At 45.5% G+C, this 15,964-nt stretch carries 13 protein-coding genes; 10 read left to right on the top strand and 3 right to left on the bottom strand.

What is annotated here, in order from left to right:
• The first annotated feature begins 173 nt into the window (after positions 1-173).
• On the top strand, positions 174-923 hold the full coding sequence (locus tag KIH87_RS01390; protein ID WP_232359753.1) for a hypothetical protein: 750 nt from the start codon (positions 174-176) through the stop codon (positions 921-923).
• A 12-nt stretch (positions 924-935) separates the two neighbouring features.
• Here the strand turns inward: KIH87_RS01390 and KIH87_RS01385 are convergent, their stop codons facing one another.
• Positions 936-1,235, bottom strand: coding sequence for a hypothetical protein (locus tag KIH87_RS01385; RefSeq protein WP_232359752.1), 300 nt, complete (start codon positions 1,233-1,235; stop codon positions 936-938).
• Positions 1,236-1,360: 125 nt separating this feature from the next.
• Here KIH87_RS01385 and KIH87_RS01380 point away from each other — a divergent pair, with 125 nt between their 5' ends.
• Both KIH87_RS01380 and KIH87_RS01375 read left to right on the top strand, forming a co-directional pair.
• A complete protein-coding gene (locus KIH87_RS01380; protein ID WP_232359751.1) occupies positions 1,361-1,597 on the top strand; it encodes a helix-turn-helix transcriptional regulator in 237 nt (78 codons plus the stop codon).
• Between the two features lie 10 nt (positions 1,598-1,607).
• A complete protein-coding gene (locus KIH87_RS01375) occupies positions 1,608-1,778 on the top strand; it encodes a hypothetical protein (RefSeq protein WP_232359750.1) in 171 nt (56 codons plus the stop codon).
• 3 nt (positions 1,779-1,781) lie between these two features.
• On the opposite strand, the gene ppc is transcribed toward KIH87_RS01375, so the two are convergent.
• Complete coding sequence (gene ppc / locus KIH87_RS01370) at positions 1,782-4,403, bottom strand: phosphoenolpyruvate carboxylase (RefSeq protein ID WP_232359749.1); 2,622 nt, start codon at positions 4,401-4,403, stop codon at positions 1,782-1,784.
• A 432-nt stretch (positions 4,404-4,835) separates the two neighbouring features.
• On the opposite strand from ppc, the gene KIH87_RS01365 reads away from it, so the two are divergent.
• From KIH87_RS01365 to KIH87_RS01345, 5 genes are all read left to right on the top strand, one after another.
• Positions 4,836-5,954 (top strand): efflux RND transporter periplasmic adaptor subunit, encoded by a 1,119-nt coding sequence (locus KIH87_RS01365; RefSeq protein ID WP_232359748.1) that lies wholly within the window; start codon positions 4,836-4,838, stop codon positions 5,952-5,954.
• A complete protein-coding gene (locus KIH87_RS01360) occupies positions 5,951-6,670 on the top strand; it encodes an ABC transporter ATP-binding protein (RefSeq protein WP_232359747.1) in 720 nt (239 codons plus the stop codon). Before KIH87_RS01365 ends, KIH87_RS01360 begins: the two co-directional genes overlap by 4 nt.
• 6 nt (positions 6,671-6,676) lie before the next feature.
• Positions 6,677-7,894, top strand: coding sequence for an ABC transporter permease (locus tag KIH87_RS01355; RefSeq protein ID WP_232359746.1), 1,218 nt, complete (start codon positions 6,677-6,679; stop codon positions 7,892-7,894).
• Between the two features lies 1 nt (position 7,895).
• Positions 7,896-9,092 carry an ABC transporter permease gene (locus tag KIH87_RS01350; protein ID WP_232359745.1) on the top strand — a complete coding sequence of 399 codons (1,197 nt, stop codon included), beginning with the start codon at positions 7,896-7,898 and terminating at the stop codon, positions 9,090-9,092.
• A gap of 210 nt (positions 9,093-9,302) precedes the next feature.
• On the top strand, positions 9,303-9,602 hold the full coding sequence (locus KIH87_RS01345) for a HigA family addiction module antitoxin (protein ID WP_232359744.1): 300 nt from the start codon (positions 9,303-9,305) through the stop codon (positions 9,600-9,602).
• Positions 9,603-9,698: 96 nt separating this feature from the next.
• Here KIH87_RS01345 and KIH87_RS01340 read toward each other — a convergent pair whose 3' ends face one another.
• Complete coding sequence (locus KIH87_RS01340; RefSeq protein ID WP_232359743.1) at positions 9,699-11,681, bottom strand: hypothetical protein; 1,983 nt, start codon at positions 11,679-11,681, stop codon at positions 9,699-9,701.
• Between the two features lie 343 nt (positions 11,682-12,024).
• Here KIH87_RS01340 and acnD point away from each other — a divergent pair, with 343 nt between their 5' ends.
• On the top strand, positions 12,025-14,622 hold the full coding sequence (gene acnD, locus KIH87_RS01335) for a Fe/S-dependent 2-methylisocitrate dehydratase AcnD (RefSeq protein WP_232359742.1): 2,598 nt from the start codon (positions 12,025-12,027) through the stop codon (positions 14,620-14,622).
• A 14-nt stretch (positions 14,623-14,636) separates the two neighbouring features.
• Entirely contained in the window at positions 14,637-15,827 is a 1,191-nt protein-coding gene (prpF, locus tag KIH87_RS01330) for a 2-methylaconitate cis-trans isomerase PrpF (RefSeq protein ID WP_232359741.1), read from the top strand.
• Positions 15,828-15,964: the final 137 nt, after the last annotated feature.

Here is a 15,964-nt window from a genome sequence, read left to right as displayed (position 1 = left end):
ATTTAACTCAACTAATAAACTAAATATCTATTTGGTTAATATTATCACCTTAACCAAATGGGAAGAGCTCAAAAACTCGAAATACTTCAATCTAAACAATAGTTTTCGCGTTTCGGTGAGGAATTAAATCGAGGCTCTCGTATTGGATAGGAAAATGAACCCTTGAATCAACTATGACAACTTCAACCATTACCTTTATTTATCATGCATGGTTTATCGTGCTCATCGCTGCGGCCTTGTTTAACCATGCCAGGGAGCATCGATTATTATTTTTCTCAGCAAGTTATGTATTAGCGATACAGACTGTCACTCTTCTGGTTTTCACTTATCAGGATATAGGATGGCTGGAACAGGAGAGCCGCTTTTCAGACTACATCTATCTGGCAATCCCTCCCATTATAATGGCGATTGGACTCTATCTGATTAACAATAGAAACCCAGATATGGCTTTGATAGTTGCGATTTTTTCTCTCAGCTTCGAAGCCTTGATAGCAGCGATCATTTTTATCGATCATGCATTCATTCCCCTGGAAGGAAACTCTGCCTTGCCCTCTAACGCACCCATTTCTTTGACTCAATGGCAAATTCGACAAGCCAGTGCTGTAGCTAGCCATATTTTTGTAGCCATCGCTCTGTTGTTACCAGCAAAGGCAGTGGTTCAAGTGCTGTCATTCGAAGATATAACTGAACTGTTTAATTCCGTCGAATATCATGTCAACAGGATGCCTGATGGCATCGTTAAGAAAGACTCGATTAAACACCTTGAAGCTGCGGCAATACTACTATTCGATTTCGACGAGAATGGCGTTAACAAACAATACACTCGCTGCGCCTTAACCTTGATCAATCATGTAATAAAGCAGGCAAGACTCAAAAATGTGCAGTCAAATAACAGGGAATGGATTACGGATAATCAGGGGTAGCTTGTAAGCAGCTTACCCCGCAGTTACCTTAGCTCGTTTCTTGGCGAAGAGTTCTTCGTTGCTTAATTCTGGATCAAAAAGCTGTTCCAGTGTAACAAAACCGATTCGAGTTCTAAGTGCTAACAAACTTAAAAAGTCCGCACTTATTTTTCCCCTATTGAGATAATTGCGAAAGGTTTGCAACTTACTCTTATCTGGCCTATCGCCATACAAATGCACGTATAAATCGCTCACCGTCCCATAATCACAATTAATTAAGTGCTTTACTCTATTTCTTAACAGTTCAGAACCGTCAATTTTTATATAAGACATGAATTCCTCTTTATTGAACAACAAACTCAACAAAATTAAAAGTATACTCATTTTTGATTTGCGGCATAGTTTTTAATGCACTACATTTAAATGAGTTTTTAATTACACATATGGGAAACTCAATTATGTACAGCAATATTACTACTGGTGAAATCTCTGGCGAAACGCTGCGTGAATGGCGACTTAAAGCAAGATACACCTTGTTTGAGGCCGCAAGAATAGCCAACGTTAGAAGCCGTAAAACTATCATGAACTGGGAAAGTAATCGTAGTAATCCGACCCACAATCAAGCCATTGCTTTAGCGCTGCATTATGGGGCAATGGAAGAATTAATCGAGTTAGTCAGCATAAAAGAAATTTGAGTAAAAGATCATGCACATCATCACAGTTAACAACTTCATTCGTGCTACTGGTGTAAAAAAAGAAAAGCTTAAAATGCTTTTGGGCAATAACAAAACCATTACTGAAACAGAGGCGATTGCGCTTACCCAAAAGCTTGGATTATCTCCGAGCTACGTCATGCAGCTATTTATAAAGGATTAACAATTAGCCAGTATTCCTCATTCCAACAGCGATCCCTGTAATAGTGACCATCATGGCTCGCTCCAGTGTTGGATTTTCAGAAGAATCAGCTAACTGACGAATACGATGCAAGAGTTCAATTTGCAAGAAGTGCAATGGTTGCATATAACCAGCCCGGATCTGCATTGAATCATAACCTTGCTCGTCGCTTTCCATTACATGCTCCTGCTTAAGCAGTGTCAGGAGCAAATCAATACTACTTTGCAACTCGTCTCGTAGCAGTTCACCAAAATGACGTAGCTCGTCAGGCACTAATCGCTTGTCATATTCGGCACCAATGCGCGCATCGGCTTTGCAGAACACCATGTCTAACATAGATAAACGAGAGCGGAAGAAAGGCCAATGTTGCAGCATGTCTTCAATCAATTCCCCTTTACCTTCATCCAGCGCCTTTTGTACGGCTTTCATCACCCCTAACCAGGAAGGCAATACCATACGGGTTTGAGCCCAGGCAAAGATCCACGGAATAGCACGCAAACTCTCAATTCCACCAGTGGGTTTACGCTTCGCAGGACGGCTACCCAATGGCAATTTACCCAATTCTTGTTCTGGCGTAGCCACACGAAAATAGGGCACGAAAGTTTCATTATGGCGCACGATATTGCGGTAATTATCACGCCCATCCGCAGCCATGGATTTAATCGCTTCGCGCCAGTCATCTTGCGGCTTCGGCGGCGGTAATAACATCGCCTCCAAAATGGCACTGGCATACAGGTTCAAGCTACGCTCGGCTAATCGAGGCATCCCGAATTTGTAGCGAATGGTCTCACCTTGTTCGGTGACTCGGAAGCCCCCTTTAAGCGAGCCCGGAGGCTGAGATAAAATCGCGCCATGAGCGGGTAATCCACCACGACCAATCGTACCGCCTCGCCCATGAAACAGCGTTAAATTAACTTTAAATTCGTCTGACAACGCCACCAGCGCTTCTTGCGATTCATATTGCGCCCAGCCAGCTGCTAACGCACCGGCATCTTTAGCTGAATCAGAGTAACCAATCATGACGTATTGTTTACCGCTGATATAACCTCGATACCAATCAATTTCAAACAGATCTCGCATGACCTGACTGGCATTATTCAAGTCGTCCAGAGTTTCAAACAAAGGTGCCACAGGCATAGGCCAGGTAATACCCGCTTCGCGCAGTAACAACTTGACCGCGAGCACGTCAGATGGTTGGCTTGCCATTGAAATGATATAAATACCAAATCCCGATGCGCTGTTGTCAGCAACCACCCGACAGGTATCCAAAACCTCTCGCACCTCGTCTGAAGGATTCCATTTGTTGGGCAACAAAGGACGTTTAGAGCTCAGTTCACGCAGCAAAAACGCTTGCTTGTCTTCTTCGCTCCATTGAGAGTAATCCCCTAACCCCAAATATCGGGTGAGTTCACTGAATACATTGGCATGGCGCTCAGAGTCCTGACGAATATCCAAACGCAGTAAATGAATCCCAAAGCAGTGGGCTCGGCGAATCGTATCCAGCAACTGGCTATTGGCAATAACCGACATGCCACAGTTCACTAGCGAGTGGTAACAAACCGTCAAAGGTTCAATTAATTCTTCTTCTGTATTGACCCAACGGCTTTTATCAACCGGTTTACCATCCAGGTAATCGGTAATGCCGTCATGAGTATCTTTAAAGCGGTAATAAAGTGGCTGTAACACTGCGCGATAAGGCTCTGTAGCGCCGCCCGACATTTGGGCTAGTCGCTCGTCGCACTTATGCATGGAAAGTTCAACTTGCAGCTTGTCGATATCTTGCATAAACAAACGAGCAGCACGCTTACGAGCCAGTAGCAGTACGCGTTCTGTGACTTTGGCTGTCACATAGGGGTTACCGTCACGATCCCCGCCCATCCAGGAACTGAAATGAACCGGGGAGGCGTTTAACGGTAAATGCTGATTGTATTTTTTAACGATCTTCTGATCTAACTTGCGAATAAACTGCGGAACAGCTTCCCACAGGGAGTTCTCAATAACGGCAAAACCCCACTGAGCTTCATCTACCGGCGTTGGACGAGTTGAGCGGATCTCTTCGGTATGCCACGCCTGGCTTATCAAATCAGCAATGCGGCTACGCAATACTTCTCGGCTTTGCTCTTCGATCCCGTTATTGTTCAATTCGGTTAGGCAGTGAGTTAATTCACCATATTTGTGAATAAAGGTACGGCGCGACACTTCTGTCGGGTGAGCCGTTAGTACCAAATCAATATCAAGCTGTTCTAGCGCCTGTTCGAAAGAATGAGCACTAATGTTGTGCTCATTTAATTTTGAAAACAGTTTTTCCAGTTCTGAGTCATTAGGACGGCTACTGTTAAATTCCTGCTCAGCGATATTGGCTAAATTCAAAAATTGGGTAAACGCACGAGCAACCACCAGCAACTGTTCATCATCTAATTCTTTGAACAAGGTCTTTAAATGCAGGGTTGCATCATCTTCACCATTGAATGACTGGCGACCAGAAATGCGCACATCCTCGATACGTTGCAACCAAGACTCACCTAATTGCGCCTTGATAGTTTCTCCCAACGTTGCACCTAAATTGCGTACGGTATCCTTGAGTTTTCTATCCAGTTTTACCGACATGCTTACTCCAACAATCTAAATTAATTACAAAACCAAACTGTTTTTTGCCAAAAGAACCTAGGAATCTACCCCATTTTGTAACTAAATTACAGAATTAACTCTATTTGAATAAAAAATGTAACTGACCCCAGTATTTTTGACTTATCGCAAAAACCGTATTTTAAATATCAATAAACTGCCTCTAAAACTCGCGGAAACTAAGCTTTTTTCCCGTTCATGAATAAAAGTAACAATTTGATAAACATTACCGTCATGGTTAGCCATTACTATATTCTCGGTTTTATTAAGCTATATTAAGTTATCGCTATTATAACCCCAACTCGGGATAAGACGTGGTGATAAAAACAGTTAACCCGTTGTTATAGGTAAAGATTCTCATATTCCAGCTTTAGAAGCTTCGAATAACCCTCAGGATTTCTTGGAGTAAGTATAATGAATAAATGGATAGCGTTAGTTGGCGTCGTCATCGTTATCGCCCTTGTTTGGTTTCTAAATCTTTCAGACCCTATCCAGGTAAGCACGGCAAAAGTTGAACAAGGTACTGTAGCAGAGACGGTTGCCAATACTCGCTCCGGCTCAGTTAAAGCCTGTCGCCGCAGTAATTTGTCTTTGCCCTTGGGCGGCCAAATATCTCAAATCAATGTCACCGAAGGCGACCGGGTTACGACAGGTCAGCTACTACTGCAATTATCCAATGACGATATCAAAGCCAGCATAGAGCAGGCCAACGCACTTATTACCGCAGCCAAACTGGAACAACAGCGTTATTGCGTTATTGCCGACTCAGACAAACACGAATATGAACGTGTGCGCAAATTGGTGGCGCAAAAGCTGTCGACCGAAGAACAAATTGATTTAGCCGAAGCCAAATACAGAGCTAGTGCCGCTTCATGCGCAGCATCTCAAGCGCAAGTCGAACAAAGCCTGGCAAATTTGAAAATGCAAGAAGCCACCTTAGCAAAATCCACTTTATATGCCCCTTTCGACGGTATTGTGGCTGAGGTGAATGGCGAGGTTGGTGAGTTCGCAACCCCTTCACCTCCCGGTATCGCAACGCTTCCATTAATCGACTTGATCAACGCCGATTGTTTCTACATTAGCGCGCCAATGGACGAAGTGGATGCCGGGCGTTTACAGGTAGGACAAACAGTGAAAGTGACCATTGATGCCTATCGCGATCAAGATTTCCCCGGCACCGTTCGCCGTATCGCGCCTTATGTTTACGCGTTAGAAAAACAAGCGCGCACTGTTGAAGTTGAAGCCAACATCACGAATAGCGAAGCCTTCCCATTGCTTGTCGGCTACAGTGCCGACATGGAAGTGATTATTAGCCAACAGGAAAACACGCTAAGAGTGCCAACAGAAGCCGTGTTCGATGAAAACAAAGTGTATGTCGTTAACAATGGCACTTTGCAACTCAAAACCATCGAAGCCGGATTGTCGAATTGGCGCTACACAGAAGTAAAATCGGGGTTGAAGCAGGGCGATCAAGTCGTTACTTCAACCACTCAATCTGGTTTAGTTGACGGTATCAAGGTAGTCATTCAATGATCCGCCTGACCAACCTCAACAAGTGGTACCAAACGGGCGCTGAGAAATTGCGTGTACTCAATGATGTTTGTCTGGAAATCGAGAAAGGCGACTACATCAGCATTATGGGGCCTTCGGGTTCAGGCAAGTCAACACTGCTGAATATGCTCGGCTTACTCGACATTTTTGACACTGGCAGCTACGAGCTTGATAACGTCAAAACCGAACAGCTTGATGAAGAAGCCAGAGCCAAAATTAGAGGCGAGAATATTGGCTTTATTTTCCAGTCCTTTCAACTTATCGATCGGCTCACAGCAGCGGAAAACATTGAACTCCCCCTCATTCTTGATGAACAGCCGCCAGCTCAACGTAAAGAAAAAGTGCGTAAGGTGCTGGAACAGGTAGGGCTTAGCGATCGCGCAGAACACAAACCGACACAAATGTCTGGCGGGCAATTACAGCGCGTTGCCATCGCCCGCGCTATTGTGATGGAACCTACGCTGATTCTGGCGGATGAACCCACTGGAAACCTGGATCAGGCCTCAGGCAAAGACATAGTGCATTTGCTGGAGTCGTTAAATAAGAAAGGACTGACCATCGTTATCGTCACTCACGATTTGGCATTAGGTAAACGCGCTCATCGTCGCTGCATCATGGTAGACGGTATGCTAAGTGAAAAAACACCGGGCGATCATACCAGCGATAATTTTGACGATGAATTCATGCCAGGGTTTTAACTCGTTATGTTGTTATCAGACATTATTCGCTACAACACTCAAATTCTGATCCGCAATCGCTGGCGTTCGGTGGCGCTCACAACCTGTATCGCTATCGGTGTAGCTTCGGTGATCCTGTTAACAGGCTTGGGCGAAGGAGCTCGTCAATACGTACAAAATGAGTTCAATGCACTAGGTACAAACCTGATTGTGATCTTTCCCGGCAAGCGAGAAACTGCGGGCGCTGGCCCCCCCATTTACGGTACATCGCCACGCGACCTCACCATTGAAGATTCCAGCCATATCGCCCATTTGCCGGGCGTGAAATATGTTGCCCCTGTCATCGCTGGCAATGCCGTCATCAGTTATGGCGCTCGTTCAAGGGAAGTTATCACCATTGGTTCAACCGATACCTTCATTCAAACCAGAAACCTGTCGCTAGCCATGGGGCAAAATCTGCCAGCCAATAGCGCCGAACGAGGCGAAGCGGTTTGTGTACTCGGCATTAAGTTGTACCGGGAATTATTTGGCAATGAGAATCCCTTAGGGCAAATGATATCAGTAGAAGATTATCGCTATCGGGTAATTGGCGTGTTGTCTGAGCGAGGAGAATCGCTCGGTCTGGACATGCGTGATATGTTGCTGATCCCGGTTCGCTCTGCTGAAATGATGTTTAACACACCGGGTCTGTTTCGCATTCTGGTGCAGCTCACGGCGCTGGGTGCGCAAAGCGATGAAGCGCAAGATAAAGCCATTGACCAAATCTACGAACTGATCAAATCCCGCCACCACGGCGAGGAAGACATTACCATTGTTACCCAGCAATCCATGATGGATGCCTTCAACAGCATACTCGTGACCCTGACAGCCGTTATCGGCTTTTTGGCAGGTATCAGTCTGCTAGTGGCAGGGATATTAATCATGAACCTTAGCCTGATTTCAGTTCAACGACGCAGGCCAGAAATCGGATTGCTCAAAGCCATGGGCGCCAGCATCAAAACCATTCAATGGATGATATTGCTTGAGTCCGGCTTGCTGATATTGTTCGCCAGCATTGTTGGCTTGGCGTTAGCTCATGGATTGCTTTGGCTAGTCACCCAGTTCTTCCCTTACCTGCCTTTACAAGCCCCCATCTGGATTAATGTGTTAGCACTCGCTATTGCCTTGGTGACGGGCATGTTATTTAGTTTGTTACCCGCGCGCCGTGCAGGTTCAGTTCCTCCAGCAGAAGTATTAAGAGGATAATATGAAAACACCTGACGCAATAAAGTGGGTGAAAACAGCGGTAATGGCAAAAGCCGGACGCAACATTCTAACCATATTGGGCTTTGCTATCGGAGTAAGCTCTGTCACCATTCTGGGCGCCATGGGCGATAGCCTGCGTCAGTTCGTTATGCAGGAATTCACCCAATTTGGCAGTAACATCATTGCCATTAACCCGGGCAAAACGGAAACCTTTGGCATTAGCGGTATTCTCAACACCAATCGAGGCTTAAGCCTGGAAGATACCGTTTCACTTCGCGCCTTACCCGAGATCACATCCACTGTTCCCGTTGTCGCGGGAACGGCTGAAATTCGCTATAAGGGAAAAACACGAGCCACTGAAATTTACGGCGTATCATCGGAAGGCGCTGGCGTGTGGAAGCTGCAAATTATGCAAGGCCACTTTCTCCCCAACGACGACATTCTGCGTTCACGAGCCAATGTGGTGTTAGGCAGTAAACTGAAAAACGCTCTCTTCGATGATGAACGAGCTATCGGCGAGTACATGCACATAGGCGGCAGCCGCTTTATGGTCGCAGGCGTACTGGCTCCAAAGGGTCGATTTATGGGCATGGATTTGGATGAAGTGGCTTATATTCCTGCTGGGCAGGCTCTCAGGCTGTTTAATCGTGAATTCTTAATGGAAGTGGATATTCAATACCACGATAACTTCTCCAGCGAGCAGGTAGCAGAGCGCATCAAACAGCATATGGTTCGACGCCACGGTGCGGAAGACTTTACCATCACCACGCAAGATCAAATGCTGGAAAGCCTGGATTCAATCTTAAATGTTGTACGCATCGCTGGATTAGGAATTGGTGCAATTAGCTTGCTGGTGGGTTCAATCGGTATCTATACCATGCTCACCATCACCCAAAGTGAGCGCCGCAACGAAATCGGCTTACTGCGTGCTTTGGGTATGAATCAGGTACTGATTATTAAACTATTCCTGGGTGAAGCCTTATTGCTTGCGCTGCTCGGGGGCATAGTGGGGCTTATCTTACTGTTATTGCTACAAATCATCGCCTTCTTTGTTATGCCTCAACTTCCCATGCTATTTAGTATTTATAGTATTTCACTGGCACTGGTAATTTCATCGGTTGTGGGATTGTTAGCGGGTGTCAGGCCAGCATATTTGGCGTCACAACTACCGCCATTCGTAGCCTTAAGAGCTGAATAACTATTTCTGGCGTGCCATGCTTAAGCATCGTAAAGTAAATCGATTTTTATTATAGAGATCAAAAAGCTTGCAACAGACAATTATTTGTTTAATATCAGCTATTAGCCCTTAAAAGTACCCATAAAACGGATAAGTTTGGGGATAAATTCTAAGGATTTGGATACTTATGCAAAATAATAATAAAAAGCATTAACCATAAGAGACTTAATTATGGCCTTTATTCCAGAATTTAGAGTTCCGCCCCATCCCGGAAAGATGTTAATGGATGAATTTTTGCGTCCTAGAAGCATGACAGAGGAACAACTCTCAGAGGCCATTAATATTCCCCTCAATCAAATTCAAAGGGTCATTGCCCAAAAACAGGGACTCAGCCCGGAAATGGCCATCCGACTCTCCCACCACTTCGCAGTTTCACCCAATTTTTGGATCAATCTACAAACCCGCTGGGATCTCTACAGCTCACAAGGCAGTTCGCAAGGCGTGAAGACAAAATCAGCCACCAGTTGGTAGTTTTGAAGCTGGGATGTTCTATAACTTATCAAGCTATAGCAAATAAGATAAACAGCATTCTCCCATGTAACAGAGAGAATGCTGCTAGATCAAAATCTACTCGACTTTTTCAAAGACTTGAATAGAAGAAGAAATAATAGAAGCTGGGGACAAAAGCCCTTCTGAATACAAAGTACGGTCGTAACTAAAATAGTAACGAGTACCTTCTATCTTATGGAGCTTCAACTTCATAGCGCGAAGTACGGTTTGTCCTTGCGAAGCGTTTGTGATTACGGAATTCAAACACTCATCGTAAGTTAGGCTCCCAGAACCACAATCAGCCCCCAATAAGTTTAACGTATAATCTCCTGCCTCTTTCCAAACATATCTATTTCCTGAATCATATGAGGTCTGATAGTATGGAAATTTCTCTAGTGATGTGTCGATAGTAAAGAAACGGTGTTCATTGTTGATCAATCTTCGATATGAAGCATGGCGGTAGATGCCTTGTAAATCTTCAATAGATACTTGTACATCCTGACTTTCAAAAAATGGATACACCTGACCAGGCTTGCCATCTTCATCAAAGTAAACCAACACAAGCTCATTTGAAAACGTACGATAAAACTGATAATTCGAAGTGTGTGTTGAAGAAACCATCGTTAGATCTTCACCCTCTTTGATCAGTTGTACACTGTATTCCTTGGGTGATGAATTAGTGTGTGCATCGGTATATACCAATCTTCCACTCGTATCACCATCAACAATCAAAGTATTCGCTTTGTCACGAGTGGTCGAATATTCCCCAATATTTACGTCTATTGGATTATAAAAAGATGAAATATAGGTTTTACCTGTTTCAAGCTGGACGCCTGAATCCACAGATAAAAATTGAAAGCTTACCCGATGCTCAAATGTAGAATCCAGATACTCCTGCAAGTCATGATATCTGGAAGTATCCCATATCCCGGTATTAGGGCCTAACTCGGGTTTCAATACCAACTTCAAAATACCCAACTGACTATCCGCATACTCCATTTCTACTGATTGGATATGCATATTCATTGCTATTTTTTCCGGTGGATAAGGGGAACGTTTGTTATAGAAAAGTCTCGTTGCATAAGCATAAGAATCTGGAATATTTGTGAATTGTAGAGCTTCACCTACTAATTCGACGTTACCACTAATAGTGGGATACTCATCAAAATAATCGAAAATACCGCTATCCCAAAAATAGTCACCATGACCAACTATTTTAAAAGTACCTGTATCCAAATTAACAAATGAAGGAAAACTAGCTGCCGAAGCGTCTCCAAGAGGAATAGCCACAAATGAGGAAGGGATCTGATGTTCAACGACCGTAGAGTTTGCAGCAAACCCTTCTTGAGTATCAGATTCAAATTTGAATCTCTTTCGTTCCCCATATTCATACACTACTTGGAGTCGATATTCCGCAAGTACGGTGCAAGATAAGCAGTACGATTCTCTGAGCTCTATTTTAACGGTATTATCTTCCATGAGCTTCCATGTGACTGGATGATATTTATTATCTTCATCTAAATAAACACCATCACCGAAGCAGTAGTCATCATTATAAAAGAAACAGCGTTCTTCCTGTGCATACAAATGCCATTCAGTACCGTTATCCAGCACCCAATGTCCTTGCACTTTCTCGTCGGTAAGTTCAGCGATAACATAAGCGTCGGGGTTGTCCTCAATAACCACATCCAACTCATATTGAACTTCGTCTTTACCGTCAGTCAGCGTAAAAGCAACCGAGTGCTCGCCAATATCAAAAAAGCCCGGAGAAATACTAAATGTGGCTTGAGAAGCCGACTGTTCCATGACCATCCAGTCTGGAATATTCGCAACAGAAACCGTTACTTCATCACCATCTTGATCCAACAGTTCAATAGATAACGATGCTTGTTCCATTGCTTTTGATGTCAACGCCAAGTCACCGGACAAACTGGGCGCTATGTTCGCTGGTGTAACTGGTGTTGAATTTTGAGTTGAAGAATTGCCACTTGAACCGCCACATCCTGCCATGAGAAAAGCAGAACTGGCCAATATAGGAAGTAATAAAGATCTTATTTTCATGTCCTAACCCTTAATTAATAAATCATTCCTTACAACAGAGTTTCCTCTGTATTTGCGGCGCACATTATACAAATAATGTTTTTTATTGATAGAAAATTTGATCTTGTTTAAACGTGTTATTTGTCTTCCACACACATTGTCGACAATCCGGCCAAATCCATTACAAATCAAGGCGGTTATTATTCCCTGAATAAGGTTCGTCAACATAGGCTTGCGCTTATTGTTTACTTTGCCTGGACGACAAATCATCAATAATACGCACGCTTTTAAAAATTGTGTTACAATCCGCGCCCAAAATCACAGTACATTTTTCTCAATCAAAATCCTAAAGACGGGAAGTGACATGAACTCGACACATCGCAAACCCCTACCTGGTAGCAAACTGGATTATTTCGATACTCGTGAGGCTGTTGAAGCCATCGAAGCAGGTGCTTACGACAAACTCCCCTATACCTCAAAAGTATTGGCAGAAAACCTGGTTCGCCGTTGTGAACCTGCAAAACTAACAGATTCGTTAAAGCAAATTATTGAACGTAAGCGTGAAATGGATTTCCCCTGGTTCCCTGCCCGCGTGGTTTGCCATGACATTTTAGGCCAAACCGCATTGGTAGATTTGGCGGGCTTGCGTGATGCCATCGCCGAAAAAGGCGGTGATCCTGCCAAGGTTAACCCGGTTGTGCCAACCCAGTTGATCGTTGACCATTCACTTGCCGTAGAACATGCTGGTTTTGAAGAAGACGCATTCGAGAAGAACCGTGCCATTGAAGACCGTCGTAACGAAGACCGCTTCCACTTTATCAACTGGACGAAAAAAGCGTTCAAAAACGTTGATGTGATCCAGCCGGGTAACGGCATCATGCACCAGATCAACCTGGAAAAGATGTCTCCGGTTATTCAGGCACGTAACGGTGTTGCCTTCCCTGACACTTTAGTGGGTACTGACTCACATACTCCTCATGTTGATGCACTAGGCGTTATCGCGATTGGTGTTGGCGGTTTGGAAGCAGAGAATGTCATGTTAGGTCGCGCGTCTTACATGCGCTTGCCCGACATCATTGGTGTTGAACTAACCGGTAAACCTCACCCAGGCATTACTGCCACCGATATCGTTCTGGCTCTAACCGAGTTCTTGCGTAAAGAGCGTGTTGTTTCTTCTTATCTGGAATTCTACGGCGAAGGTGTTGCTCACTTAACGTTGGGTGACCGTGCAACGATTTCCAACATGACACCAGAATATGGCGCAACAGCCGCCATGTTCTACATCGACCAGCAAACCATTGACTACTTGCGCCTGACAGGCCGTGACGAAGAGCAGATCCAATTGGTTGAAACCTATGCCAAAGAAACCGGTTTGTGGGCTGACGGCATGGTCAATGCCGAATATGAGCGTGTATTGAAGTTCGATTTGTCGACAGTGGTGCGCAATATTGCAGGCCCATCTAACCCTCATCGCCGAGTAGCCACCTCAGACCTGGCAAAACTGGGTATTGCGGGCAAAGTGGAGAACGAAGAAGGCTTGATGCCAGACGGCGCAGTGATCATTGCCGCCATTACAAGCTGTACCAACACCAGCAACCCTCGCAACGTGATTGCTGCTGGCCTATTGGCGCGTAACGCCAACGCTAAAGGACTAACACGCAAGCCTTGGGTAAAAACCTCATTGGCTCCAGGCTCTAAAGCCGTAGAACTGTATCTGCAAGACTCCAACTTGTTGCCTGAATTAGAGCAACTGGGTTTCGGTATTGTGGCCTTTGCTTGTACCACCTGTAACGGTATGAGCGGTGCATTGGATCCGAAAATTCAGCAGGAAGTGATCGACCGTGACTTGTATTCCACAGCCGTACTTTCTGGCAACCGTAACTTCGACGGTCGTATTCACCCTTACGCCAAGCAAGCTTTCCTGGCTTCACCTCCATTGGTTGTGGCCTACGCCATTGCGGGTACGATCCGTTTTGACATCGAAAAAGACGTGTTAGGTACAGATAAAGACGGCAACCCGGTGACATTGAAAGATATCTGGCCATCGGATGAAGAGATCGATGCGGTTATCGCCAAGAGCGTAAAACCAGAACAGTTCCGTAAAGTGTATGACCCAATGTTCGACCTGACAGTAGACTACGGCGAAGACATCAGCCCACTGTACGACTGGCGTCCACAAAGCACCTACATTCGTCGTCCTCCGTATTGGGAAGGCGCATTGGCAGGTGAGCGCACTTTAAAAGGTATGCGCCCATTAGCGGTATTAGGTGACAACATCACTACAGATCACTTGTCTCCATCCAACGCGATTTTGGCAAGCAGTGCTGCCGGTGAATATCTGGCGAAAATGGGGCTTCCAGAGGAAGACTTTAACTCTTACGCCACTCACCGTGGTGATCACTTAACAGCACAACGTGCCACCTTTGCCAACCCGAAACTGTTCAATGAAATGGTGAAAGACGAAAATGGTGAAGTGAAACAAGGTTCGTTAGCGCGTATTGAGCCAGATGGCAAAGTGACTCGCATGTGGGAAGCGATTGAAACCTACATGGAGCGTAAGCAAAACCTGATTATCGTAGCTGGCGCTGACTATGGTCAGGGTAGTTCTCGTGACTGGGCTGCCAAAGGCGTTCGCCTGGCCGGTGTTGAAGTGATTGTGGCAGAAGGTTTTGAGCGTATTCACCGTACCAACCTGATTGGTATGGGTGTATTACCGCTTGAGTTCTTGCCGGGAACAAACCGCAACACGCTTAAGCTTGACGGTACTGAAACCTATGACGTGACTGGCGATTTAACGCCGGGCGCAGAGCTAACGCTTATCGTTCACAGAGCCAACGGCGAAACCGTAGAAACTCAAGTGAAATGCCGTTTGGATACGGCGGAAGAAGTGTCGGTTTACAGTGCAGGTGGCGTGTTACAACGCTTTGCACAAGACTTTCTTGAATCAGAAGCGGCTCAATAAGAGAGATTCAGTTTATGACAGCTAAACCTCAAATAAAGATAGCCGCCACCTACATGCGTGGTGGCACCAGTAAAGGTGTCTTCTTTAATCTGAGCGACTTACCCCAAGCCGCTCAGGTTCCGGGCGCAGCAAGAGATGCTTTATTACTTCGTGTTATTGGTAGCCCGGATCCTTACGGCAAACAAACTGACGGCATGGGCGGGGCGACGTCCAGCACCAGCAAAACCGTGATATTGTCGAAAAGCAGTAAGCCTGACCATGACGTGGATTACCTGTTTGGGCAAGTATCCATCGACCAACCTTTTGTGGATTGGAGTGGCAACTGCGGTAACTTGTCGGCGGCAGTAGGCTCTTTTGCTATCGCCAGCGGTTTGGTCGATGCAGACAGAGTTCCAGACAACGGCATATGTACTGTGCGTATCTGGCAAGCCAACATTGAAAAAACCATCATTGCCCAAGTGCCTATCACTAACGGTGAAGTTCAGGAAACCGGCGACTTTGAACTGGATGGCGTGACTTTTCCAGCAGCCGAAGTGCAAGTGGAGTTCCTTGATCCTGCCGATGGCGAAGGTTCCATGTTCCCTACCGGTAATCTGGTTGATGATTTGGAAGTACCCGAATCCGTTGTTGCTGGTGGTGTGTTAAAAGCCACCATGATCAACGCCGGCATTCCCACCATTTTCGTCAATGCAGAAGATATTGGTTATACCGGCACTGAGCTGCAAGAAGCCATTAATGGCGATCCAGCCGCATTAGAGCGCTTTGAAACATTGCGTGCTTACGGTGCAATAAAAATGGGGCTGATTAGCTCCATTGAGGAAGCAGCGCAACGCCAGCACACACCGAAAATTGCCTTTGTCGCTAAACCTGCGGCTTATACCGCCTCCAGCGGTAAAGAAGTTGGCGAAGCAGATATTGATTTACTGGTTCGCGCCCTTTCAATGGGTAAACTGCATCATGCCATGATGGGCACAGCCGCCGTCGCTATCGCAACAGCGGCCGCCATTCCTGGCACATTGGTCAATGAAGCCGCTGGCGGGCAAGAGCGTGACACTGTCCGTTTTGGTCATCCTTCAGGCACCTTAAAAGTAGGTGCAGAAGCCAAACTGGTGAACGGTGAGTGGACTGCAACCAAAGCCATCATGAGCCGTAGTGCTCGCATATTGATGGAAGGTTGGGTACGCGTTCCCGGTGATGTGATCTAAATAAGTGTGCACAACTGTAAATCACCTACAGAAATTGATCTCAGACTCGACGTGAATCCATCCCTGCTTCGCCGATTCATTAAGTGCAAAGCAGGGCTAAGGGTCTGCTCACTACTTTCTGTAGGTGACTGATTATT

Origin of the sequence: Paraneptunicella aestuarii (assembly GCF_019900845.1) — a bacterium.
GTDB lineage: Bacteria > Pseudomonadota > Gammaproteobacteria > Enterobacterales > Alteromonadaceae > Paraneptunicella > Paraneptunicella aestuarii.
This window is presented reverse-complemented; position numbering and strand designations above follow the sequence as displayed.